A 22395-nucleotide genomic window follows, 5' to 3' on the forward strand; every position below is an offset into this window, starting at 1 on the left:
TTCGCCCTCCTTTTCATCGCCGGTCTTGATACGGGCTTCGGCATCGAACAGATATGAATCATCGGTTCCGCATGTGCGCTGCGAAACTGCGCAAGCTCGAGGCGGCGCAGGTCGTAGCTGCCATGGGCCCCCAATTGCAGCAGTACCGCGCCTGTCGGCTTCAATTGCGAGGTCGCCTCGGCGATGTGGCGAAAGCCTTCGGAGATTCCGGGCAGATAGGTGCGGAGATCGGTTTGCGCGTGCTGCAGCCCGCCGGCCTGCACGAGCTCGTCGAGGGGAAGGTCGACGTGCTGATCACCCGCGGGGTGAGCCACCATCCGGGCTATCGCTGCGAACGGATCAATGAAGGATCGGGTCCGGGTGATTGGCTGGTTGCGTGGCGCGCGGCGGCCTCGAAGGCGCGGAGCGCGTTGAGCGGGGGAAGGGCGTAGGTCATCGCAACGGCACTTTGACACCGATAGGCCGCGGGCTTGCAATAGATTTCCTTGCGCTGAACCGCAGCAATGATGCTTTGCACAAGGGTGATGCCGCCGGATAGCCTTGACCCGCAAATCCGGAGAAACGCCATGTCGCCACTCACATCGTCAGCCACAATCCCGCAACGGTTCACCCGCCCGCCGGCGGCTACAGCATGGGCCTCGAGCTGAAGCAGCATCGCCGCCTGCTGTTCATCAGCGGCCAGGTGCCTGAAAAGTCCGACGGCACCGTGCCCGACGGCTTCGAGGCGCAATGCGAGCAGGCCTGGCGCAACGTCAGGGAGGTGCTCGCCGCGGCAGGTCTCGGCGTCGAGCACCTGGTCAAGGTCACGACGTTCCTGACGGAACGCAGTCAGCTCGTGATCAACCGCGCCATTCGCCGCGCCATGCTCGGGGAGCACCAGCCGGCACTGACCGTCGTTGTCGTCGAGACCGTCGACAGCAAATGGCTGCTGGAGATCGAAGCGATCGCCGCGGAATGAGGCGGCGCCGTCGATGTTGCAAATGAGCCAATCATATCAGGTGTCCAATGGCCGAGATCCATCCGTTCTACCAGACGCACCGCCAAGCCATGGAAGCCGCCATGCGCGAGCGACTAGACCTTGCCGACGCGATGCTCCGCGAGCGCGCGCAACTCTCAGATATCGACGCAATCAGGCAGGAGGTGATGGACGAATTCGAGATCGTCCTCACCCAGATTCCTTACGTCGGTGGCGCGGCAAGCCGCATGAGTGATTTCTTCATGCGCCTGACCGGCTTCATGGCCATCAGCCGGGTGCTGCGTCGCCACGACGTGCCGGTGCCCGTGATCGGCGAGATCGAGCGGGAAACCTACAAGGCGCAGCTGCTGACGACATCCGAAGCCGAGCGTCTCGCCGCGGGGCGTCAGTTCATGTCACGGGAGAACCAGGCTTTGATGCGCGAGCAGGCGGCAAGAAGCGTTACAAGAGCTCACCAAGCGGAGTTTCCGGACGATTTCGTCTACGATTTCGTTGAGCCGCGTCCCCAGGACAGCTTCGAGTTCGGCATCGATTACAAGGCCTGCGGCTTCTGCAAGCTCGCGGCACGTCATGGCGACAAGGAGATCCTGCCGACCATCTGCGGCCTCGACTTCGTCGCCTACGCCACGCGAGGCATCCGCCTGGAACGGACCCAGACGCTGGCGGGCGGCGCCAGCCACTGCAATTTCCGGTTTTCGCGGTTGTCGCCGGATGCCGAGGCTGGGAGTTAGACCGCACCCGCTGACCCGCGATAGAGCGGAATGGCTTTAGGTCGAGCCGATTGCCACGGGCTCGGTGCAACCTCTCTCGCTTGCGGGAGAGGTCGGCGCAAAGCGCTGGGTGAGGGCTTTCTCCTCTTGGGGATTGTCCCATTTGCGCGATCGAGCCTCATTTCATCGCGCCTTAGGTAGATCCCAGATCGCCGTTCTGCTCGCAACGACGGGGGATGCACCGGCCTTTCGAAGCCGGCTGCCGATGATGACATCATGCCCCTGTTTTGCCCGACGAGTCAAATCGACTTCGCCAAATCGGAAGTTAACGATGCTGCCGGCAAGTCATTGATTTCGCTGGCCCCGGCTACTGTGCATGGGGTTGTTTTCGCAGTTTTTGTTTTTGCGGCCGTCTACTCCGCCGCTTTTTCCCTCAAGCGCTGCGCGTAGACATTGATGACCAGCGCGGCCAAAAGGATCAGGCCGCGGATCAGGATTTTCAGGAAGCTGTCGATGTTGACGTGGTCGAGGCCGTTGTTGAGGACGCCGAGCACGAACAGGCCGACGATGGTGTTGCCGATGCCGCCGCGGCCGCCGAACAGGCTGGTGCCGCCGACGACGACGGCGGCGATGGAGTCGAGCAGGTAGGTGTCGAACTCGTTCTGCTGGGCACTGCCGAAATGGGCAACGCCGAGCATGCCGCCGATACCGGAGCACACCGCCGAGATCACCATCACCGCACCGAGGATGAGCTTGACGTTGAGGCCGGAATACTCGGCCGCCTCGCGGTTGCCGCCGACCATGTAGACGTAGCGGCCGAAGCGCGTGTAGGTCAGCACCAGATGGCCGCCGAGCAGCATGATGGCGGCGACGATGACGATCCAGGGGATGCCGCCGATCGAGCCCGAACCGAGCGTCGTGATCAGGCTCGGCACCTTGTAGGCGATCTGGCCGCGCACCAAGAGCGCGGAGATGCCGGCGGCGATCTGCATCATCGCCAGCGTCATGATGAAGGAGGGGATGCCGATCACGGTCAGCCCCAGCGCATTGACGAGGCCGAGCAGGCCGCAGAGCAGGATCGACAGGATGACCGCGACCGCGCCGGGCAGCGGGATGTTGGCGATGTTGACGTAGGATTCCTGCAGCGTGAAGTAGGCGACCGCAATGCCGGTGACGTTGGCGATGCTGGCGATCGACAGGTCGATTTCGGCGCAGAGGATCACGAAGGTGAGGCCGACGGCGATGATGCCCGTGACCGACACCTGCGTCAGGATATTGCCGAGATTGTCGAGCGTCGCGAAGGAGGGGCTGGCGAAGGCGAAGAAGGCGGAGAGGAAGATCAGCGTCAGGAACGGCGCGATGTTGCGCATCTGCGAGCGAAGGAAGGGCGCAAGGCCCCGCGCCCGACGAGCTCCCGCAAAAGCCGTCTCACTGCTCGCCATTGTGCGTCTCCGTCACGCCGCCTCCAGCAGGCGGTCCTTGCTGACCGGCTCGTTCCTGAATTCCCGCACCAAGGCGCCGCGCTTGAGCACGAGGATGCGGTCGGCCAGCGACAGCACCGTTTCCGGCTCGGTCGACAGCACGATGATCGCGAGCCCCCTGGCGCGGAGGTCGCGAACGATGTTGATGACGTCGTTCTTGGCGCCGACATCCATGCCGCGGGTCGGCTCGCACAGCACCAGGAGCTTTGGTGGGTAGGTGAGCCATTTCGCCAGCGCGACCTTCTGCTGGTTGCCGCCCGAGAGCATGCCGAGATCGAGGCCGACCACGGGCGGCCGGATCTGCAGCTGATCGACCTGGCGCTTGGCGATGTCGCGCTCCTGCGCCGGCTTGAGCAGCACGGACGAGATGCGGTCGAGAATGCTGATCGAGATGTTCTTGTAGACCGGCTCCTGGTGAAACAGCATGTCGCGCCGGCTCTCCGGCACCAGCGCCACGCCGGCGCGCCGCGCCGCCGCCGTGCTGGCGAAGGTCGTTGGCGCGCCCTCGACGGCGAGCGTGCCGCTGTCCGGCCTCAGCTTGCCGAACAGGATGCGCGACAGCTCCTGCTGGCCGCACCCCATGAAGCCGTAGATGCCGAGCACCTCGCCGGCGCGAGCCTCGAACGAGACGTCCCGAAGGCTGCGGGACAGCGATAGCTGGTCGACCCTAAGAACGACCTTGCTGTCGCTCGGCTGCGGCAGCATCAGATCGTCAGTGTAGCTATGCTCGAGCACCTCGCCGCCGCGGCCGATCATGGCCTCGATCAGCGCGCCCTTGCTGGTCGCAGCGCTCGCGGTCTCCGCCACCTTCCGCCCGTTGCGGAACACGGTCACCGTGTCGGACACGCGCAGGATGTCCTCGATGAAATGCGAGATGAAGACGATTGCAGTGCCTTCCTCGCGCAGCCGCCGGAGCGTTGCGAAGAGCCGCTCGACCTCGGGCGGGGAGAGGGCAGAGGTCGGCTCGTCCAGGATGACGATGCGGGCGCCGGAGAACAGCACGCGGGCGATCTCGATCAGTTGCTGCAGTCCGATCGGGAGATCGCCGAGCCGCGCCATCGGGTCGACGTCGATGCCGAAGCGGGCGAGCTGCTCGCCCGCCTCGCGCGCCATCCGCCGCCACTGCACGAGGCCGAGCGCGTTGGTCGGCTGGTTGCCGAGGAAGACGTTCTCCGCGACCGTGAGGTCGGGCGCAACGCTGAGCTCCTGATGCACCATGGCGATGCCGGCGGCGTGCGCATCCCGCGCCGAGCGGAAATGCATCTCCTGGCCGTCGACCAGGAAGCGGCCGGAGAACTCGGTGTGCACGCCGGCGATGATCTTCATCAGCGTGCTTTTTCCGGCGCCGTTCTCGCCGACGAGACCGTGGATCTCGCCGGGATAAAGCGCGAAGTCGACACCACGAAGCGCTTCGACGCCGCCGAAGCTCTTCGTGATGCCCTGGAGTTCCAGGATAGGCTGTTGTCCCGCAGTCATGAAAGTTCAGATCTGGAGACTCAGATCAGGAAGTGATCCTGCATCCACTGCATCCCGGCGGCGTTGGCCTTGGTCACGACCGGGCCGTCGGTGACGACGTTCTTCGGGATTCCCTGTCCGCTCTTCTCGCCGCCGACCACGGCCGATACGCCTGCAATGATGGCGCCGCCATGGATGCGGCAGGAGGGATTGCGGACGGTCGCGAACATGCGGCCTTCGCTCACCGCCTGGATCGCCGGCGGCATGGCGTCGACGCCGCCGATCAGGATGTTGGTGCGACCGCGCGCCTTCATGATGTTGGCCGCCGCAAGCGCCATGTCGTCATTGTGGAAGAACGCCGCGTCGATCTGCGGATATTTCGTCAGGTACGTTTCCCACAGACGCGCCGTCTTGGAGACGTCCCAGTCGGCCGGCTGCGTGTCGAGCACCTCGATGTTCGGAAATTGCTTCACGACGGAGTTGAAGCCCTTGGCTCTTCCTTGCGCGCCGGTATGTCCGAGCGCGCCCTGGGTCATGATGATCTTGCCCTTGCCGCCCATCGCGTTGCACAGCGCCTGCGTTACCGAGGCGCCCATGAACTCGTTGTCGGGAGCGAGGAAGGAGTGGACGTTGATCTGATCGAGCGGCGCGATCAGCGTGTCCATGTCGATCACGGGCGTGCCGGCGTCGATCATCTTCTGAACCGGCTGGGTCAGGGTGCCGATGCCGAAGGCCTGGATCGCGACGAAGTCCCATTTCTGCGAGGCCATGTTGTCGATCGCGGCGCGCTGCTTGACCGCATCGAGCTGGCCGTCGAACCAGGTCACTTCGACGTTGAACAGCTTGCCCCAGAATTCCGCCGCCTGCTTTCCTTGCGCGCACCAGGTGGCCTGGAGGCCCGCGTTGGAGAAGGCCGCCTTCAGCGGTTTTTCGCTGCGTCCGACTTCGGCCGCAAGTGCGGGGTTTATGCCCAGGCTGCCGAAGAGGGCAGCCCCGGCGCCGGCGGTCGCGGCCGCCTGTAGAAGATCGCGCCTCGTCGTCGAGAAATCTTTCGTCCCGGACATCGCTCGCTCCCATATATTTTGTCGTCGGCGCGTCATTGCTTGCGCGACCGATGTCCGAAAGTCTCTCACAAGAGTTGTTGGCACTCAATCTGCAATCAACCGCGAGACAGGCGTCGCATCAGCCGGGAGTGTCCGCTGCGCGTCACCGCGAGGTCGAGCATCGCCCGCGCGTCGATCCCTGCGCGAGCGCAATGCCCCGCGCGCAATGCTCGACTACGATGACTGGTCGCTGTGGTCGGAAGGAGCGTTCATCTGCCACGCACGCAAAAAAAAGAGCGGGGCCCTGGCCCCGCTCAAAAATTGTGTCGACCCTATTATCCCCGATTCTAAGATTTGCTCTTGATTGACGGGGCGACGCTGCGTTTTGCGCGCCAGGGGCTCCTCCCGAGACTTGGACCACCAGGCCTCGACCTCACGGTCAGCGCCTGAGCAAGAGGATGCTAGATCAACTTTTCTCACTTGTCATCATTTTCAGCAACGAATGTTCAAAATTCGAGCAGCTGACGAAATGATCGAGCTTTTAGCCATATAACCATATGACAAATATAAGAAATTTGTGGACAGGCGGGGCAGGTCTCCCTGCCTCAAATGCCGGACCGACGGCGGTGGCACACGCCGACCACAGCTTTCGAGAAAGCTGCGCTGGGTCAAGAAGGCGGCGGAACTGACCTCGACTCGGCCCCGGCCGCAGTGTTTAGTTGCCGGTCGAGCGAACGGTTTCGGCGGATGCGCGCACGGCTACAAAAATACTTGCCCTTGGTCCTGCTCGCCCTGGTGATGCAGGTGCTGGCGCCGATTGCCGCCTGTTGGGCGACGGGCGAGGCCGTGTCCGATCCGTTGTCCGCAGCCGTCATCTGCCACAGTGTAGGCGAGCAGGGCGGTCTGAATGATCAGTCGGGCACGCCGACCGCGCATGCCGGCGCTTGTGCGCTGTGCTGCCTGGCGCATGCCGGCGCCTCGCTGGATTCGCCGCCGCAGGTTGCGCTCGCCATTCCCGCCCGCGACGCTGGCCGGGTGGTGTGGCGTCCCGCTGAGGTCCCCGCCGTCGCCCTTCATGAGGGCTCGAGCGGCCAGGCCCGCGCACCGCCTCGAATTTCCTGACGTACTGACGAACTTTGCCCCGGTGCGCTTGTTGGCGCGCGACGGGCATCTTGCAACAGACCGGCTGGTGCGCCGGTATCAGGAATTGGCTCATGCCTTGTTTTCGTTCTCTGCAGAGCGCGCGTGCGCGCGCGATTCTACTTGCCTCCGCATCCATTCTGGCGTTTCCACAGGCTGTGCGGGCGCAGCTGAATCGGCCGGAACTTCCCCCGGTGACGGTTGAAGCGCCTTCTGAAAAGCGCGTGTCAGTGCCGCGTCCAAAACGCGATGCAGTGCGGCCTGAGCGTGTTGCGCGGGACCTGCGCACGACTCCGACTCCGCAGCCGACCGCGAGCGCTCAGGGGACGGGCATTCCAGGCGCCCTGACCGTGCTGACCGCGCAACAAGCGCTCGCGGAAATCAACCAGACGCCGGGCAGTGTGGCGCTCGTATCGGCCGACGCCTACCGCAATTCGACCCCCTCGAACACAATCAAGGACATTCTGGACTACGTGCCCGGCGTGTTCGCCCAGCCCAAATGGGGCGACGACACGCGTCTTTCGATTCGCGGCTCGGGCCTGTCGCGCAATTTCCATCTGCGCGGCGTGCAGCTCTACATGGACGGCATTCCGATCAACACTGCGGACGGCTATGGCGATTTCCAGGAGATTGATCCGACGGCCTACAAATACGTCGAAGTCTACAAAGGCGGGAACGCGCTCCAGTTCGGCGCGAACTCGCTCGGAGGTGCCATCAATTTCGTGACGCCGACGGGCCGCGACGCGTTGCCGAATGGCGTGTCGCTCGATGTCGGAGGGTTTGGCTTCAAGCGCCTTCAGGCGAACACAGGAGGCGTGAACGGGCCTTGGGATGGTTTCGTGACCGCTTCGACGCAGTCCGCGGACGGGTTTCGCGATCACAGCTTCGGGTCGAGCAACCGCTTGAGCGGCAATGTCGGCTATCAGTTCTCCCCGGACGTTGAGACGCGGTTTTACCTCAACGCCAATGAGGTGCGGCAACGGATTCCTGGTACTGTGACTAGGACGTCTGCCCTGACCAATCCGGAGGCTGCCGCGCCGGCAAACGTTGCAATGGATCAGCAGCGCAACATCGAGACCGTCAGGCTGGCGAACAAGACGGCGGTGCGGTTCGATGACACCAAAGTTGAATTTGGCGCTTTCGGGGTCGACCGCCATCTGATGCATCCGATTTTCCAGTGGCTGGACTACCGTTACAAGGACTACGGCGGCTTTGTGAAGGTCACAGACGAGCGCACGATCGGAGGCTTCCGCAACAGACTGGTCGCTGGTGTCAACGTATTGAACGGCAGCATCGACAACCAGCAATTCGCCAACATCGCCGGGCAAAAGGGCGCACTGCTGTCGTCGTCGATCGATCGCTCGGAAAATGCCTCCGTCTATATCGAGGACAGCTTCTACTTCCTTCCGAACGTCGCGGTCGTCGGCGGCACGCAGTTTCTGTACGCAACCCGCAATCGGCAGGATCGCTTCCTGAGCGATGGAGATCAATCAGGGGCAACGCGCTTCAATCTATGGTCACCCAAGGGCGGGCTGCTGTGGCAAATCGATCCAGGCTGGCAGGCCTTCGCCAATGTGTCGCGGAGCGCCGAGGTGCCGAGCTTCGGTGAGAGCGCGAACGGTCCCGGCATTCCGACGATTCCGTTCACCAGCATCCGTCCCCAGATCGCGACCACCTACGAAATCGGAACGCGCATGAGGCGGCCGGACTATGCGTGGGAGCTCGCCGCCTATCGCGCCAACATTCGCGACGAGCTCCTATGCCTCTACAGCGCCTTCGGCAATTGCAATGTGACCAACGCAGACCGCTCCATTCATCAGGGCGTCGAGGCGGGGGCGGGGGCCGCAATCTTCCGCGAGATCTTCGTGAGCGGATCTGCGCCGGACAAGATCTGGCTCAACGTCGCCTATACGTTCAATGACTTCCGTTTCGACAACGATCCGACCTTTGGAAACAACAAATTGCCGGGAGCCCCGGCGCACTATTTGCGCGCGGAGCTGCTCTACAAGCACCCGACCGGTCTCTACTTCGGTCCCAATGTCGAATGGGTACCCCAGGCGTATTTCGTCGACAGCATGAACACGCTGACGACGGAGCCCTACGCGCTGCTCGGCGTGAAGGCAGGGTTCGATAATGGCGGCCCGCTGTCCGGCTACATCGAGGGGCGCAATCTCACCAACAAGACCTACATTGCCAGCGCGAGCATCATTGATCGAGCGACGGCAACGTCGCCCTTGTTTGAGCCGGGTACTGGGAGGGCAGTGTACGTCGGAATGAGGTATCGATGGTGAGGCTTGCACGTCACTTGCCGCCGAATCTGCCCTGCGGGAGGCGATCACGAGAGTCCGAACGACTATGAACAAGGGAATCACCATGAAGAAAACGAAGCTTGCTCTTCTCACAATTTCGCTGCTGCTCACTGGTTGTGCCGTTGCATCGGCCGACGACGTCAAGGCCGGCGATCTCGTCATTTCGCAGGCCTGGAGCCGGGCAACGCCGGGCGGCGCCAAGGTTGCGGGCGGCTATCTGATCATCGAGAACAAGGGAACGGCGCCCGACAGGCTGGTCAGCGTTTCCGCGGACATCGCCGGCAAGGCCGAGGTCCACGAGATGGCGATGGACAATGGTGTGATGAAGATGCGGCCGCTCGACAGAGGGCTCGTCATCGACGCCGGCAAGACCGTGAAGCTTGCTCCCGGCGGCAGTCACTTGATGCTCCAGGAGCTGAAAGGCCCGCTCAAGCAGGGCGACAAAGTGCCGGTGACGCTTCAGTTCGAAAAGGCCGGCAAGGTCGCGGTGTCCCTCGACGTGCAGGGCGTCGGCGCTCAGGCCCCCGGCGACGGCGGACATTCCGGTCACATGGAAATGAAGAAGATGCCTGATCATTCCGGAATGAAGATGTGATGCAGAGGATCAAGTCTCCCATGACCACTCGCCGGAATTTTACGGGCCTTGCGCTCGCGATGGTTGCGTTGCTCTCGGTAGCCGCCACGCCGCTTGCAGCGGCGACCGACGACGACAGCTTCTTCACACATCTCCACACCGAGAAGGCGATGGCCAATGTCACGGTATCGCCGGGCCGAGCTGGCCCGGTCGAGATCGTCATCCAGCTCGAAACCACGGACGAGACGCCGCTCTCGGCCGAAGCCGTGTCGGTGACGCTGGTGCATACGCAGACAGGCAGGAAGCTCGCACCCGTGCAGGCGTCTCGCGATAGCGAGGACGGCTGGCACGCGAAGGTCGCGCAATTGACGCCCGGACGCTGGATGCTGGGCCTCGGGATATCGATCTCGAAGGCCGATCATGTCAACGTTGAATCGCCGATCCTGATCAAGTGATCTTCTCGAAGAGGCCGAACATGTCGAAGAGATCCTGTCTGATCCTCGCTGCCACGCTCGCCGCATCGCCGGCGGCGGCGCACGTCACGCTCGAGACGAAGCAGGCGGCCGTCGGCTCGTACTACAAGGCCGTATTCGCCGTGCCGCATGGCTGCGCGGGCTCGCCCACCGTGAAGCTCCGCGTGCAGATCCCGGAAGGGGTGATCGCGGTGAAGCCGATGCCGAAGGCTGGCTGGACTGTCGATGTGCTCGAGGGCAAATATGCCAGCGAGTACGATTTTCACGGCAGCAAGCTCTCCTCCGGCGTCAAGGAGGTGACATGGTCCGGCGGGAAGCTGCCGGACAGGTACTATGACGAGTTCGTCATGCAGACGATGCTGACCGACGTGCTCAAGCCGAACACGATCCTGTATTTCCCCGTCGTGCAGGAATGCGAATCCGGCATTAGCCGCTGGATCGAAATCCCAGCGGAGGGCGCAGCGCATTCGCATGAGAGCAAGTCGCCGGCCCCGGGTGTGAAGCTCATGCCAAAACCCTGATGCGCCTGCTCGCCGCGCTCACGACGCTGCTCCTCGTTGCCGGTTTTGCGACCGGCGCATCGGCCCATGCGGCGCTGATCTCGGTGACGCCCGCAAGCGGCAGCATTCTTGCGAGCGCACCAAAGGCCCTGGAGCTGCGTTTCAACGAAACGGTTACGCCAGGTGCAATCCGGCTGATCGACGGCGCGGGCAGGGCGCGGGACGATGCGCGCGTCAGCGCATCGGGTGAGGCGATCTCGATCGCGATGCCGCCGGACCTGCCGCAGGGCACGGCGGTGGTCAGCTATCGCGTCATTTCGCAGGACGGTCATCCGGTCGCGGGCTCCGTGATCTTCTCGATCGGTACGCCGACGGCGACGCAGCCGCCCGCGAGCGCGGATGCCGGCCTGAAGGTTCTGATCTGGCTGACGCGGATCGGCCTCTATCTCGGGCTTTTCGTCGGCGTCGGCGGCGCGCTCTTTGTGCAATGGATGGCGCGGTCGCTCACGGGCATGGTCGCGCCGGGCGTCGCGCTCGCCATTGGTGTGCCGAGCGCCGTCATTTCACTCGGTGCGCTGGGCCTCGATCTGCTCGGATTGCCGCTCCCGGCGGTTGCGACGACTGCTCCCTGGAAGGTCGCGTTCGCGACCAGCGCGGGTCCGGCCATGCTGGTGGCGATCGCCGCGATGCTGTTTGCATTGATGGCCCTGCGCAACGCCGGTTATGCGCGCTCACTTGCGATCCTCGCATTCATCGGCGTCGGCTTGTCGCTCGCGATGACCGGACACGCCGCAACCGCGCCGCCGGAAATGTTGATGCGTCCGGCGATCTTCCTCCACGGCGTCGGCGTCGCGTTCTGGATCGGCGCGCTGGCGCCGCTCGCAGCGCTCGTGTCGATGTCGCCGGACAAGGCCTTGCCGATCGTGAACCGCTTCTCCCGGATCGCCGTGCCGATGGTCGGCCTCCTCGCATTGAGCGGCCTTGCGCTCGCGATCGTCCAGCTCGAAAAGCCCGCGGCGCTGATCGAGACCTGGTACGGTCTCGTTCTTCTCGCCAAGCTCGCACTGGTGCTCCTGCTGGTCACACTCGCAGCGCTCAACCGCTTCTGTTTCACCCCGGCGCTGGAGAGAGGGCGCGCAGCCGCCCTCAAGCGCTCGATCGTGTTCGAAGGCGCGATCGCTGTTGCCATCTTCGCCCTCGTCGCCGGCTGGCGCTTCACGCCGCCGCCTCGGACCCTTGTTCCCGAGACGCCCTTGGCGATCCACATCCATACCGACAAGGCGATGTTCCAGGTGCTGGTCTCGCCCGGCAAGGCGGGGATCGACGATTTCGTGCTCCAGCTCATGACCGGCGGGGGCACGCTGCTGGAGGCCAAGGAGGTGACACTCACTCTGAGCCTGCCCGAGCGCGGCATCGAGCCGATGGAGCAGGGTGCCTCGCTCGGGCCGGACCACTACTGGCATGTCCGCAAGGTAGAGCTTCCTTTCGCCGGACGCTGGCGCGTGCGGATCGATGCGCTTGTGACTGATTTCGAGAAGATCACGCTGGAGGACGAGCTCGAGCTGGCGCCGCCCTAAGCTTGCCGAGTTTGCGGCGCATGCTGAACTTCGAGCTGAACCTGAAGTCGACGGAAAAATGACAAGGAATTTCGCCGCGTTAGCGGCTTTTCCTCATTCCCGGTCTTGTGTTTTTGCTCCCAATCCGGTTTCACTGCAGCCGATCACTGATTCCCAGAGTATTACCATGCGGTTGTCGCGTTTCTTTCTGCCCATTCTGAAGGAAAATCCGAAAGAGGCGGAGATCGTCTCGCATCGCCTGATGCTGCGCGCCGGCATGATCCGGCAGGAGGCCGCCGGCATCTATGCCTGGCTGCCGCTCGGCTTCCGCGTGCTCAAGAAGATCGAGCAGATCGTGCGCGAGGAGCAGGACCGGTCCGGCGCGATCGAGGTTTTGATGCCGACACTCCAGCTCGCCGACCTCTGGCGCGAGAGCGGTCGCTATGATGCCTATGGACCGGAGATGCTGCGCATTGCCGACCGGCACAAGCGCGAGCTGCTGTACGGGCCGACCAATGAGGAAATGATCACCGAGATCTTCCGCGCCTATGTGAAGTCCTACAAGAACCTGCCGCTGAATCTCTATCATATCCAATGGAAATTCCGCGACGAGCAGCGCCCGCGCTTCGGCGTGATGCGCGGCCGCGAGTTCCTGATGAAGGACGCCTATTCCTTCGACCTCAACGAGGCCGCGGCACGCGTCGCCTACAACAAGATGTTCGTCGCCTATTTGCGCACCTTCGCGCGGATGGGACTGAAGGCGATTCCGATGCGCGCCGAGACCGGACCGATCGGGGGGGATCTCAGCCACGAGTTCATTGTGCTGGCAGAGACAGGTGAATCCGGCGTCTTCATCAATCGCGACGTGCTGGACCTGCCGGTGCCGGGCGAAGACGTCGATTATGACCGCGATCTGACGCCGATCATCAAGCAGTGGACCTCGCTCTATGCGGCGACTGAGGACGTCCACGACGCCGCGCGCTTCGAGCGGGAAGTGCCGGTGGATAAACGGGTCAACACCCGCGGCATCGAGGTCGGTCAGATCTTCTATTTCGGCACGAAATACTCCGAGCCGATGAAGGCGCTGGTGGCGGGCCCGGACGGCGTCGACGTGCCGATCCACGGCGGCTCCTATGGTGTCGGCGTCTCGCGCCTGGTCGGTGCCATCATCGAGGCCTGCCACGACGATGCCGGCATCAAATGGCCGGAGGCGGTGGCACCGTTCCGCGCGTCGATCCTCAACCTCAAGCAGGGCGATGCGGCCGTCGATGCGGCCTGCGAGAAGCTTTATGCCGAGCTCACGGCCAAGGGCGTCGACGTGCTCTACGACGACACCGACCAGCGCGCGGGCGCCAAGTTCGCCGCCGCGGACCTGATCGGAATCCCCTGGCAGATCATGATCGGGCCGAAGGGCCTCGCCGACGGCAAGGTCGAGATCAAGCGGCGCAGCGATGGTGCCCGCGAGACCATGTCGCCGGCGGACGCGGTCGCCCGGCTGGTCGGCTGAATATTGTTCATCGCCCGATATCGCGGCCGCCAATCCGGCCACAATTGACCCCGAATCATGGGATTATCGAGCGATGGATGAGACCATGACCGAGACCGTGCAAACCGCGCCTTTTGCGCCATTCGAGTGGATGCTGTCGGCGCGCTATCTGCGGGCGCGCCGCAAGGAGGGATTCATCTCGGTCATCGCCGGGTTCTCCTTTCTCGGCATCATGCTGGGCGTCGCGACGCTGATCATCGTCATGGCCGTGATGAACGGCTTCCGCAAAGAGCTGCTGGACAAGATCCTGGGGCTCAACGGCCACATCCTCGTTCAGCCGCTGGAATCGCCGCTGACCGACTGGAAGGACGTCGCCGAGCGCATCAGTCAGGTCGAGGGCATCCGCCTCGCGGCCCCCGTCGTGGATGGTCAGGCGCTGGCGTCATCGCCATGGAACGCCTCGGGCGTTCTGGTGCGAGGCATCCGGTCCGACGATCTCAACAACCTCACCTCGATCGCCAAGAACATCAAGCAGGGCTCGCTCGAAGGCTTCGACGACGGGCAGGGCGTCGCGATCGGCCGCCGCCTCGCCGACCAGCTATCGCTGCATGCCGGCGACAGCATCACGCTGGTGGCGCCGAAGGGCGCGGTGACGCCGATGGGCACGACGCCGCGGATCAAGCCGTACAAGATCGTCGCCGTGTTCGAGATCGGCATGTCCGAATACGATCTCGGCTTCGTGTTCATGCCGCTGGCCGAGGCGCAGGCCTATTTCAACCGCAGCAACGACGTGACCTCCATCGAGGTGTTCACCACCAATCCCGACAAGATCGACGCCTTCCGCAAAGCGGTGACGGAGGCTGCGGGCCGGCCGGTGTTCCTGGTCGATTGGCGGCAGCGCAACTCGACCTTCTTCAATGCGCTCCAGGTCGAGCGCAACGTCATGTTCCTGATCCTGACCATGATCGTGCTGGTCGCGGCGCTGAACATCGTGTCGGGCCTGATCATGCTGGTGAAGGACAAGGGCAGCGATATCGCGATCCTGCGCACGATGGGCGCCTCGCAAGGATCGATCATGCGGATCTTCCTGATCACGGGCGCTTCGATCGGCGTGGTCGGCACGCTGGTCGGCTTCTGCGTTGGCCTCGTGATCTGTCTCAACATCGAATCGATCAGGCAATTCCTGTCCTGGCTGACCAGCACCGAGCTGTTCTCGCCGGAACTCTACTTCCTGTCGAAATTGCCCGCAGAGATCGACATCGGCGAGACTACGGCGGTTGTCGTCATGGCGCTGACGCTGTCGTTCCTGGCGACGCTCTATCCGTCGTGGCGCGCCGCGCGGCTCGATCCCGTCGAAGCGCTCCGGTATGAGTGAGGGGCTGATGGAGCAGCAGCAGGGGGCCGAGGATGTACCGGTCATTTATCTCCATGAGATCAAGCGGCAGTACTTGCAGGGTGAGGTGCCGCTAACGATCCTCGACGGTGCCAAGCTGGCGCTGTGGGCCGGCCAGTCGGTCGCGCTGGTGGCGCCCTCGGGCTCCGGCAAGTCGACGCTGCTGCACATCGCGGGGCTGTTGGAAGCGCCCGACTCCGGCGAGGTCTATGTCTCGGGCGCGCCGACCTCGCAGCTGCCCGACATCGAGCGCACGCAGCTCCGCCGCACCGATATCGGCTTCGTCTACCAGTCGCACCGGCTGTTGCCGGAGTTCTCGGCGCTCGAGAATGTGATGCTGCCGCAGATGATCCGCGGCCTGAAGAAGTCCGAGAGCGTCAAGCGCGCCAAGGAGATCCTGGGCTATCTCGGCCTTGGCGATCGCATCACCCATCGCCCGGCCGAGCTGTCCGGCGGCGAGCAGCAGCGTGTCGCGATCGCACGTGCGGTCGCCAACGCGCCACGCGTGTTGTTTGCGGACGAGCCGACCGGCAATCTCGACCCAGGTACGGCCGAGCACGTGTTCCAGGCCCTGATGCAGCTGGTCAAGGCGACCCAGGTGTCGATGCTGATCGCGACCCACAACATGGAGCTCGCCGGCCGCATGGACCGGCGCGTCTCGCTGTCGCACGGCAAAGTGGTCGAGCTCGATTAAGCAAGTCAGCCGCAGGCTCGGTTCACCTCTCCCCAGCGGGGAGAGGTCGATTTGCGTCAGCCAATCGGATGAGGGGGACTGCCCAACGAAAGACCGTAAACCCTCACCCGGCGCGCGGGACGAACGCGCCGACCTCTCCCAAGGGAGCGGTGAGTTCCCGACGCCGCGCTGCTCGAGTCGAACTCAAAACTGCGAAAACAACCCCATGCACAGTAGCCAAGTGCTTGACGGGACTGACGAAAAAACGGCGACGGCGCTCTGCCGCCGCCTCAGGGCTCAAGGCCTGATCACGGTCAATTTGAACGGTCCGCCATTCGCCGCGGCATGCGCTACCGCCTCGTTGGCATGCTCGAGGTCGAAGGCGGTGGTCTCGTACTCGTCGAGCCGCAGCAGCCCGGCGCGCACCAGCGCGATCAGGCGGCTCGCCGCATCCGGCGGATACATCCAGACGCCGTGGATGCTGATGCAGTTGCGCATGATCCAGGGGTAGGGCAGCTCGAGGCCGGCGCCGCCCGCCATGCCGACGCCGCCCATCAGCACGACGCGGCCATATGCGCGCACCGTCATGACCGCGGCCCGCACGACGGTCGGGCTCACCGAGGGCGGCATGATGTCGAACACGCAGTCGATCGGGCCTGATGCAGCGCGCTTCATGCGCTCGCGGTCGTCGTCCTCATTGCCGGTGAGCCTGACCGGCTTCACGCGGCTGCCGAAGCGGCGGACCAGGTCGGCGAGGATCTTTTCGTTGCGGCCAGGCGTGACCACGCAGGCGGCGCCCATCGCGAGCGCGACCGAGACGGCCGCGCTGCCGAAATTGCCGGTGGCGCCGTTCACCAGCACGGTCTCGCCAGGACGAAGGTTCGCAGCGAGGAAGCCGCCATAGGGCACCAGCAGCGTGCCCAGTGCGCACCAACGCGTCGCCTCCTCAGGCGTGATCGCGCCGAGCCGTTTGACGTTCTCGGTCGGCAGGCGCATCTGCTCGGCGAAGGAGCCGTGGCGAAAGTGCTTTTGCAGAGACATGCCGCCGGGCCCGGCGGCCGTCAGCCCTTGCAGGGCGATATCGGGCGCAACGGCGTCATCGCGCGAGCGCACCGTCGGATCACAGAACACCCAGTCGCCGGTCGCCAGCTTGGTCGCGTCCGGGCCGATCGCGCGCACCCGGCCAATGCCGCCGGGGCCCGGGATGACCGGCAAGTCGAGTGCGTAATTGCGCTCCCCGCTGAAGACCTCGTTCATGTAGGAGAGCACGCGCGTGGCGACGACATCGACGATGACCTCGCCGGTGCCGAGCACCGGTTCGGGGACATCTTCGATCACCAATGGCGAGCCGAAGGATTTGAGCACGGCAGCTTTCATGATGTTCACCTCAAAGTCGGGTGAAGCCGATATGCACCGCCTTGGAGAGGCCAGGAAGGCCTGGTATTATCCTAGTATTCCCAGGGCCCTCCATTGCGGGAGCGACATCGATGGCCGACCCACGCCGCGTCGAATTCGGCGATTTCCTCAGGTCCCGCCGCGAAAAGCTGTCGCCGAAGACCGTGGGCCTTCCGGCGGGGCGCCGCCGGCGCACTACAGGCCTGCGGCGCGAGGAGGTCGCGCAGCTCGCCGGCATTGGGGTCGACTGGTACATCCGCCTCGAACAGGGCCGTACCGTCAGCCCGTCGGTCACCACCATCGATGCGCTGGCCCGCGCGCTGCGGCTCAGCAAGACCGAGCATGCGCACCTCAAGGATCTCGCGCGCGACGGCGACAGGCGTCCGTTCACCCGCGAGGTGGTGCCGCCGCCCATTCTGCGCCTGGTCGAGAGCCTGCCGCATCCGGCCTACATCACCGGACGGCGCTGGGACGTGCTGGCCTGGAATGAAGCCGCAGAAGAGATCTTTGCATTCGGCCGGCTGCCGGAGGACGATCGCAACACGCTGCTGTTGATGATGACCAACAAGCAGACGCGAAAATCCTACGGCGCGGGCTGGGCCGATGTCGCAAGGCGCATGGTCGCGATGTTTCGCGCCACCCACGATGTCTGGGCCGGCGATCCCGCCTTTGCGGAATTGCTGACGCGCTTGCGCGAAGGTAGTCCCGAATTCGTCAAATGGTGGGGCGCCCACGAGGTGCACGGCACCTTGTCGGGCCGCAAGACCATCACCCATCCGACCAAGGGCGTGCTGCATTTCGAGCACACGAGTTTTCAGGCCAACGACGACGCCGCGCTGAGGCTCGTGATCTATACGCCGGTGTGATCGCGCGCGGGAACTCGCGTCAGCATTTGAACGCGGAGCCGTACCGCCCGCGGCGAAAGGGGCTCTTGCCAATTTAAGACCATTCGGTCTATATATCTACATATGCGCAGCCAGTCTCCCGTGCAGATTCCCCGTGGCCGTCCCCGAACGTTCGACACCGAAGCTGCTGTCGAACGCGCGATGAATGTGTTCTGGTCGCGCGGCTATCACGCCACGGCGCTCCCGGACCTTCTTCGAGCGACCAAGCTCTCGCGCGGCAGCCTTTACGCCGCCTTCGGCGACAAGCATTCGCTCTTTCTGCGTGCACTTGATCGTTACATTGCCGATGCCATCGATCGCATGGACGTCGAATTTGCCCCTGAGAGAGAGCCGGTCGACGGCTTGCGGGCCTATTTCGCCGGTTACGTCGAGCGCAACAGCGGGGCCAATGGCCGGCGCGGATGCCTGCTGGTCGCCACAGCCATGGAACTGGCCGGCCGTGATGCCGAGGTCGACCGTCGCATCGGGAGCTTTTTCAGAGCCATGGAGGCTCGCTTGGTCGATGCCCTGTCCCGTGCGAAGGCAGCGGGCAGATTGGCCGATGGCGTCGAGCCTGCGAGTGCCGCCCGCATTATCGTCTGTTTCGTCGAGGGCATGCGGGTGGTCGGTAAAACGGCTCCGGCACGGATGATTTCGCAAGCCACCGTCGACGCTTTGCTCGATCGCTTTATCAGGTAGGCAGACCATGGACGTTTCCGCTGCTCGCAGGCCTATATCTGGACCGAGTAGTCTTGAAAAGAACGGCGCCATGTCGGCCATCCAGATCGTCTGCGCCGTGGCCGTTCCGTTGCTCTGGGGCTATCAGTTCGTGGTCATCAAGGTCGGCGTGACGGAGTTTCCGCCGCTCTTCTTCCTCGCGCTGCGCTTTCTGGCCATCGCGCTGCTGCTTGTTCCATTCGTTGGGCAGCCTGCGCGACAACAGTTCGGTCCCGTCGCAGCCATTTCGCTTTTCCTGGGCGGACTGAATTTCGGTCTCTTCTATGTTGGCCTTGGGCTCGGCTCGGGAAGCCTGTCGGCCGTCGCATACCAACTCGCCCCGCCTTTCACCGTCCTGTTGGCCTGGCCGCTGCTGTCGGAAAAGCCGTCGCTCGCCACATCCGCCGGCGTCGTGATCGCATTCGCCGGTGTGGCGGTGCTGGCCGCGGGACCCGGCTTGTCCGCAAATACCCTTCCGCTGCTGCTTGTGGTCGGAGCCGCGTTCGCGTTTGCGGTGTCCAATGTCTTGATCAAACGCTATGGCCCTTTTGAACCGCTGATGTTGATGGGGTGGTCGTCGCTGCTTGCGGTGCCTCAGGTTCTGGTGATGTCGTTGCTCCTTGAACATGGACAGCTCACGAGCCTCGTCGCCGCGGATGACCGTGGTTGGCTGGCGCTGGCCTACACGATCTTCATCGGAGGGATTGTCGGGTTCGGCCTCTGGTTCTGGCTGATTGCCCGTTGCTCCATAGGCCGCGTCGCGCCATTCGGACTTCTGCTTCCGGTGTTCGCCTTGACATCGAGCGTGTTGTTTCTCGGCGAACATATGACGCCGAAGTTGCTTGTCGGGGGGCTGCTCGCGATATCAGGCGTCGCCATGACGCAGCTGCGACCGGCCACGCGTTCGTGAGCAGGGCAGGGGAGACGGACCTCGCTCGCCGGAGCGCTTTGCGAAACGATGGAGTTTCGGAGTAGGTTCGTCAGTCACATCATCCGTTATCTGTAGCTCGCCTGCGACCATCGGGTGCAGCGCGTAGAGTCGTAGTGGCCGGCGCGTCTGATTTCGAGCGGCAAGCGGAAACGTTGCGGTGGTTTGGATCGCAACGCTTGATCAGGAGTGGACATCTCGGGAGTACTGAGAGGCCGATCAAGGACCTGACCGCAACCACTGCGAAAAAGCCCGGATGGTCCGTGCGCGCGGATGGCTTGGCTTACTGACCACATGGAAGCTGTAGCCAGGCAAGCTCAACTTGAAGGCCTTCACGAGCGTCCCAGCTGCGAGGTCGTGTGCCACGAGCACGTCACTGAAAATCCCGACTCCCTGTCCGGCGATCACCGCCTCGATGGCGTGCAGTTCCTCCCGGAAGCTCAAATGCTGCATGTCCTTGAATTGGGGCACTTCTCGCCACCTGCGCTGAGCCGCGGCGAGCCATCTCTGCCACGTGGGCGGCTCGCGATCGGCGGGCGACCAATAGGAGTGGATCAGAACGTGGTTAGCAAGATCGATCGGTCTCTTCAGGCGCTCCGTTGCAAGCAAGCTGGGACTGCAAACCGGCCAGAACGTATCGCTGAAGAGGTCATCGACGATTCCGTCTGTCGGCCGTGCCCGGCTGGTCGCATAGCGAATGGCGACATCGCCATCTCCGGCCTGCAGATCGAGCACTGAATCCGTGCCGATGACTTCCAGCGGCACGTCGGGATGCAGCTTCCGCCACAGGGGCAGGCGGGGCACGAGCCAGCGGCTGGCGAAAGCGTTGGTCGTCGTCACCCGGAGAGGCTGCTGGTCTCGTTCCTGCTTGACGGCCGCAATGGCCGCGGCAAACCCCTCGAGGCCGCCGCGAATGGCGGGGAAGAGCCGCGCCCCGGCCTCGGTCAACGAAAGAGGCCGTGGTCTGCGCCGGAACAGAGCCCGACCGCAATACTGCTCGAGCAACCCGATCTGGTGGCTGATCGCCGTCGGCGTCACACCGAGTTCTGCCGCCGCCTTCTTGAAGCTCAGATGCCGTGCGGCAGCTTCAAAGGCGCGGAGCTCGATCAGCGGCGGCAGCTTGTGCATGCCACCAGTCTAGGTGAAATCAATTCATCGTCACCTGAATTCTTCGGATTTGCGCCGAGACAGCCCACGATTGAGGATACGGCGGTCAAGCTGAGGAGACCGTGTCATGTCACCCATCGCATCCGTCGCCAGCGCTGCCGCCGATCTCAACGCCTCCTTCGGAGGACAGCTCCTCGAGCCAGGGGACGAGGGCTACGAGGAGGCGCGAAAGGTCCACAACGGGCTGGTCGACAAGCGCCCAGCATTGATTGCCAGGTGCCGCAGCGTCGCCGATGTCGTGGATGCCGTGGCACTTTCAACCAAGCTTGGTCTTCAAGTCGCGGTTCGCGGGGGCGGTCATAATGTGGCAGGGCGCGCAACCATCGACGGCGGGATCATGATCGACCTCTCGCCCATGAAGGGCATCCGGGTCGACGCCGTCGGCAAGACCGTATGGGCGCAGGGCGGGGTCACCTGGGGCGAGCTCAATCGCGAAACGCAACTCCGCGGCCTTGCGGTCACCGGCGGCGTGGTCTCGACCACCGGCATCGCCGGCTTGACCCTCGGCGGAGGACTGGGCTGGTTGATGGGCAAGTACGGCCTGGCACTGGACAATCTGCGCGCCGTCGAGCTCGTCACCGCCGACGGCAAGGTTTTGCGGGCCAGCAAGCAAGAGGAGCCCGATCTGTTCTGGGCCGTCCGCGGCGGCGGCGGAAACTTCGGGATCGCCACCAGTCTCGAATATGATCTCCATAGGGTCGGGCCGATCATCACGGGCGGTCCGATCATCCACCCCATCGCGCGCTCCCGTGACGTGCTGGAATTCTTCCGGGCCAGTACGCGCTCGCTCACGGACGAGCATATGCTGTTCGCATCCCTGACCCATGCGCCCGACGGATCGGGCACGGAGGTTGCCGCCCTGGTCACCAGCCATTGCGGTTCGGTGGCGGATGCCGAAGCAGCGATGCGACCGCTGAAGCAGTTCGGGGCACCAATCCTGGATGCAGTCGGGCCGATGCCCTATTGCGAGCTCAACCGCATGCTCGACGCCAATTATCCGAAAGGCGCTTTCAACTATTGGAAATCAAACTTCCTCAGCGAGCTGAGCGACGATGCGATTTCGACCATGATCGAATGTTTCGCGCGCTGCCCGACTCCCATGGGGCAGTTCCTGCTCGAACACATCCACGGCGCGGCGGTTCGCATCGCTGCGGGGGATACCGCATTTCCGCATCGGCAGGAGGGCTACAACTTCCTGATCCTCGCGCAGTGGACGCAGCCCGGCGAGACAAGCCGCTGCATCTCCTGGGCGCGCGAGACCTACGAAAGCATGCGGCCCTTCTTTGCCTCCGGCCGCTATGTCAATTATCTCGATGATGACGAGACGGGCGATCCTGTCGCTGCCGCCTATGGACCGAACTACCGGCGTCTGCAGCGGATCAAGGCGAAGTACGATCCGACGAACTTCTTCCGCATGAACCAGAACATCCGGCCGCTGGCCTGATTGGCGGCTGAGGATCTCGTAGTTCTCATCCCGTTCAGGATGTCCGTACAAGGCGCTACGCTCCGGCCCCGGTCTTGACGTTGGCCGGGCC

Annotated in this window: 21 protein-coding genes and 1 pseudogene; 15 read left to right on the top strand and 7 right to left on the bottom strand. The window is 63.8% G+C overall.

Annotated elements, in window-relative coordinates; genetic code table 11:
- Positions 1-65 precede the first annotated feature (65 nt).
- Both P6U27_RS16630 and P6U27_RS16635 read right to left on the bottom strand, forming a co-directional pair.
- A pseudogene (locus P6U27_RS16630) lies at positions 66-221 on the bottom strand (LysR family transcriptional regulator); the annotation flags it as partial.
- A gap of 101 nt (positions 222-322) precedes the next feature.
- Positions 323-655: a hypothetical protein gene (locus P6U27_RS16635; protein ID WP_174221539.1), complete on the bottom strand. Its 333-nt coding sequence runs from the start codon at positions 653-655 to the stop codon at positions 323-325.
- Here P6U27_RS16635 and P6U27_RS16640 point away from each other — a divergent pair.
- Positions 632-958, top strand: coding sequence for a RidA family protein (locus tag P6U27_RS16640; RefSeq protein ID WP_162500257.1), 327 nt, complete (start codon positions 632-634; stop codon positions 956-958). The genes P6U27_RS16635 and P6U27_RS16640 overlap by 24 nt on opposite strands.
- 47 nt (positions 959-1005) lie before the next feature.
- Positions 1006-1707: an L-2-amino-thiazoline-4-carboxylic acid hydrolase gene (locus P6U27_RS16645; RefSeq protein ID WP_122403021.1), complete on the top strand. Its 702-nt coding sequence runs from the start codon at positions 1006-1008 to the stop codon at positions 1705-1707.
- Between the two features lie 392 nt (positions 1708-2099).
- Here the strand turns inward: P6U27_RS16645 and P6U27_RS16650 are convergent, their stop codons facing one another.
- Genes P6U27_RS16650 through P6U27_RS16660 form a run of 3 tightly spaced genes read right to left on the bottom strand, consistent with a single transcriptional unit; the run spans position 2100 to position 5686 of the window.
- Positions 2100-3128, bottom strand: coding sequence for an ABC transporter permease (locus tag P6U27_RS16650; RefSeq protein ID WP_122403022.1), 1029 nt, complete (start codon positions 3126-3128; stop codon positions 2100-2102).
- 12 nt (positions 3129-3140) lie between these two features.
- A complete protein-coding gene (locus tag P6U27_RS16655) occupies positions 3141-4643 on the bottom strand; it encodes a sugar ABC transporter ATP-binding protein (RefSeq protein WP_122403023.1) in 1503 nt (500 codons plus the stop codon).
- Positions 4644-4663: 20 nt separating this feature from the next.
- Positions 4664-5686, bottom strand: coding sequence for a sugar ABC transporter substrate-binding protein (locus P6U27_RS16660; RefSeq protein WP_162500258.1), 1023 nt, complete (start codon positions 5684-5686; stop codon positions 4664-4666).
- Between the two features lie 726 nt (positions 5687-6412).
- Here P6U27_RS16660 and P6U27_RS16665 point away from each other — a divergent pair.
- The 9 genes from P6U27_RS16665 (at position 6413) to P6U27_RS16705 (ending at position 15790) form a co-directional block, all read left to right on the top strand.
- Complete coding sequence (locus P6U27_RS16665; protein WP_122403025.1) at positions 6413-6787, top strand: DUF2946 domain-containing protein; 375 nt, start codon at positions 6413-6415, stop codon at positions 6785-6787.
- Between the two features lie 92 nt (positions 6788-6879).
- A complete protein-coding gene (locus P6U27_RS16670; protein ID WP_209295765.1) occupies positions 6880-9096 on the top strand; it encodes a TonB-dependent receptor domain-containing protein in 2217 nt (738 codons plus the stop codon).
- A gap of 82 nt (positions 9097-9178) precedes the next feature.
- Positions 9179-9709: a copper chaperone PCu(A)C gene (locus P6U27_RS16675; RefSeq protein ID WP_122406640.1), complete on the top strand. Its 531-nt coding sequence runs from the start codon at positions 9179-9181 to the stop codon at positions 9707-9709.
- A 20-nt stretch (positions 9710-9729) separates the two neighbouring features.
- Positions 9730-10143 carry a hypothetical protein gene (locus tag P6U27_RS16680; protein ID WP_244607988.1) on the top strand — a complete coding sequence of 138 codons (414 nt, stop codon included), beginning with the start codon at positions 9730-9732 and terminating at the stop codon, positions 10141-10143.
- 20 nt (positions 10144-10163) lie between these two features.
- Positions 10164-10682 (top strand): YcnI family protein, encoded by a 519-nt coding sequence (locus tag P6U27_RS16685; RefSeq protein ID WP_122406641.1) that lies wholly within the window; start codon positions 10164-10166, stop codon positions 10680-10682.
- Positions 10682-12238 carry a copper resistance CopC/CopD family protein gene (locus P6U27_RS16690; RefSeq protein ID WP_122403028.1) on the top strand — a complete coding sequence of 519 codons (1557 nt, stop codon included), beginning with the start codon at positions 10682-10684 and terminating at the stop codon, positions 12236-12238. Before P6U27_RS16685 ends, P6U27_RS16690 begins: the two co-directional genes overlap by 1 nt.
- Before the next feature lie 166 nt (positions 12239-12404).
- Complete coding sequence (gene proS, locus P6U27_RS16695; protein WP_122403029.1) at positions 12405-13724, top strand: proline--tRNA ligase; 1320 nt, start codon at positions 12405-12407, stop codon at positions 13722-13724.
- A gap of 73 nt (positions 13725-13797) precedes the next feature.
- Positions 13798-15078 carry a lipoprotein-releasing ABC transporter permease subunit gene (locus P6U27_RS16700; RefSeq protein ID WP_122403030.1) on the top strand — a complete coding sequence of 427 codons (1281 nt, stop codon included), beginning with the start codon at positions 13798-13800 and terminating at the stop codon, positions 15076-15078.
- Positions 15079-15085: 7 nt separating this feature from the next.
- Positions 15086-15790: an ABC transporter ATP-binding protein gene (locus P6U27_RS16705; RefSeq protein WP_122403031.1), complete on the top strand. Its 705-nt coding sequence runs from the start codon at positions 15086-15088 to the stop codon at positions 15788-15790.
- A 276-nt stretch (positions 15791-16066) separates the two neighbouring features.
- On the opposite strand, the gene P6U27_RS16710 is transcribed toward P6U27_RS16705, so the two are convergent.
- Positions 16067-17146, bottom strand: a complete 1080-nt coding sequence (locus P6U27_RS16710) for a zinc-binding alcohol dehydrogenase family protein (RefSeq protein WP_162500259.1) — start codon at positions 17144-17146, stop codon at positions 16067-16069.
- A gap of 110 nt (positions 17147-17256) precedes the next feature.
- Here P6U27_RS16710 and P6U27_RS16715 point away from each other — a divergent pair, with 110 nt between their 5' ends.
- The 3 genes from P6U27_RS16715 (at position 17257) to P6U27_RS16725 (ending at position 19675) form a co-directional block, all read left to right on the top strand.
- Positions 17257-18030, top strand: coding sequence for a helix-turn-helix transcriptional regulator (locus P6U27_RS16715; protein WP_122403033.1), 774 nt, complete (start codon positions 17257-17259; stop codon positions 18028-18030).
- 180 nt (positions 18031-18210) lie between these two features.
- Positions 18211-18747 (top strand): TetR/AcrR family transcriptional regulator, encoded by a 537-nt coding sequence (locus P6U27_RS16720; RefSeq protein ID WP_244607989.1) that lies wholly within the window; start codon positions 18211-18213, stop codon positions 18745-18747.
- A 70-nt stretch (positions 18748-18817) separates the two neighbouring features.
- Positions 18818-19675, top strand: coding sequence for a DMT family transporter (locus tag P6U27_RS16725; RefSeq protein WP_122403034.1), 858 nt, complete (start codon positions 18818-18820; stop codon positions 19673-19675).
- 237 nt (positions 19676-19912) lie between these two features.
- On the opposite strand, the gene P6U27_RS16730 is transcribed toward P6U27_RS16725, so the two are convergent.
- Positions 19913-20821, bottom strand: a complete 909-nt coding sequence (locus P6U27_RS16730) for a LysR substrate-binding domain-containing protein (protein ID WP_122403035.1) — start codon at positions 20819-20821, stop codon at positions 19913-19915.
- 106 nt (positions 20822-20927) lie between these two features.
- Between P6U27_RS16730 and P6U27_RS16735 the strand changes: the two genes are divergently transcribed.
- Positions 20928-22304, top strand: a complete 1377-nt coding sequence (locus tag P6U27_RS16735; protein WP_122403036.1) for an FAD-binding oxidoreductase — start codon at positions 20928-20930, stop codon at positions 22302-22304.
- Positions 22305-22395 lie beyond the last annotated feature (91 nt).

The organism is Bradyrhizobium sp. STM 3566, from assembly GCF_045571445.1.
GTDB lineage: Bacteria > Pseudomonadota > Alphaproteobacteria > Rhizobiales > Xanthobacteraceae > Bradyrhizobium > Bradyrhizobium vignae.

Bases quoted from the DNA above. Each gene is read 5' to 3' on its own strand.
- P6U27_RS16640 (WP_162500257.1), top strand. From the start codon at position 632: ATGGGCCTCGAGCTGAAGCAGCATCGCCGCCTGCTGTTCATCAGCGGC.
- P6U27_RS16635 (WP_174221539.1), bottom strand. From the start codon at position 655: ATGCTGCTTCAGCTCGAGGCCCATGCTGTAGCCGCCGGCGGGCGGGTG.
- P6U27_RS16645 (WP_122403021.1), top strand. From the start codon at position 1,006: ATGGCCGAGATCCATCCGTTCTACCAGACGCACCGCCAAGCCATGGAA.
- P6U27_RS16650 (WP_122403022.1), bottom strand. From the start codon at position 3,128: ATGGCGAGCAGTGAGACGGCTTTTGCGGGAGCTCGTCGGGCGCGGGGC.
- P6U27_RS16655 (WP_122403023.1), bottom strand. From the start codon at position 4,643: ATGACTGCGGGACAACAGCCTATCCTGGAACTCCAGGGCATCACGAAG.
- P6U27_RS16660 (WP_162500258.1), bottom strand. From the start codon at position 5,686: ATGTCCGGGACGAAAGATTTCTCGACGACGAGGCGCGATCTTCTACAG.
- P6U27_RS16665 (WP_122403025.1), top strand. From the start codon at position 6,413: ATGCGCGCACGGCTACAAAAATACTTGCCCTTGGTCCTGCTCGCCCTG.
- P6U27_RS16670 (WP_209295765.1), top strand. From the start codon at position 6,880: ATGCCTTGTTTTCGTTCTCTGCAGAGCGCGCGTGCGCGCGCGATTCTA.
- P6U27_RS16675 (WP_122406640.1), top strand. From the start codon at position 9,179: ATGAAGAAAACGAAGCTTGCTCTTCTCACAATTTCGCTGCTGCTCACT.
- P6U27_RS16680 (WP_244607988.1), top strand. From the start codon at position 9,730: ATGACCACTCGCCGGAATTTTACGGGCCTTGCGCTCGCGATGGTTGCG.
- P6U27_RS16685 (WP_122406641.1), top strand. From the start codon at position 10,164: ATGTCGAAGAGATCCTGTCTGATCCTCGCTGCCACGCTCGCCGCATCG.
- P6U27_RS16690 (WP_122403028.1), top strand. From the start codon at position 10,682: ATGCGCCTGCTCGCCGCGCTCACGACGCTGCTCCTCGTTGCCGGTTTT.
- proS (WP_122403029.1), top strand. From the start codon at position 12,405: ATGCGGTTGTCGCGTTTCTTTCTGCCCATTCTGAAGGAAAATCCGAAA.
- P6U27_RS16700 (WP_122403030.1), top strand. From the start codon at position 13,798: ATGGATGAGACCATGACCGAGACCGTGCAAACCGCGCCTTTTGCGCCA.
- P6U27_RS16705 (WP_122403031.1), top strand. From the start codon at position 15,086: ATGGAGCAGCAGCAGGGGGCCGAGGATGTACCGGTCATTTATCTCCAT.
- P6U27_RS16710 (WP_162500259.1), bottom strand. From the start codon at position 17,146: ATGAAAGCTGCCGTGCTCAAATCCTTCGGCTCGCCATTGGTGATCGAA.
- P6U27_RS16715 (WP_122403033.1), top strand. From the start codon at position 17,257: ATGGCCGACCCACGCCGCGTCGAATTCGGCGATTTCCTCAGGTCCCGC.
- P6U27_RS16720 (WP_244607989.1), top strand. From the start codon at position 18,211: ATGAATGTGTTCTGGTCGCGCGGCTATCACGCCACGGCGCTCCCGGAC.
- P6U27_RS16725 (WP_122403034.1), top strand. From the start codon at position 18,818: ATGTCGGCCATCCAGATCGTCTGCGCCGTGGCCGTTCCGTTGCTCTGG.
- P6U27_RS16730 (WP_122403035.1), bottom strand. From the start codon at position 20,821: ATGCACAAGCTGCCGCCGCTGATCGAGCTCCGCGCCTTTGAAGCTGCC.
- P6U27_RS16735 (WP_122403036.1), top strand. From the start codon at position 20,928: ATGTCACCCATCGCATCCGTCGCCAGCGCTGCCGCCGATCTCAACGCC.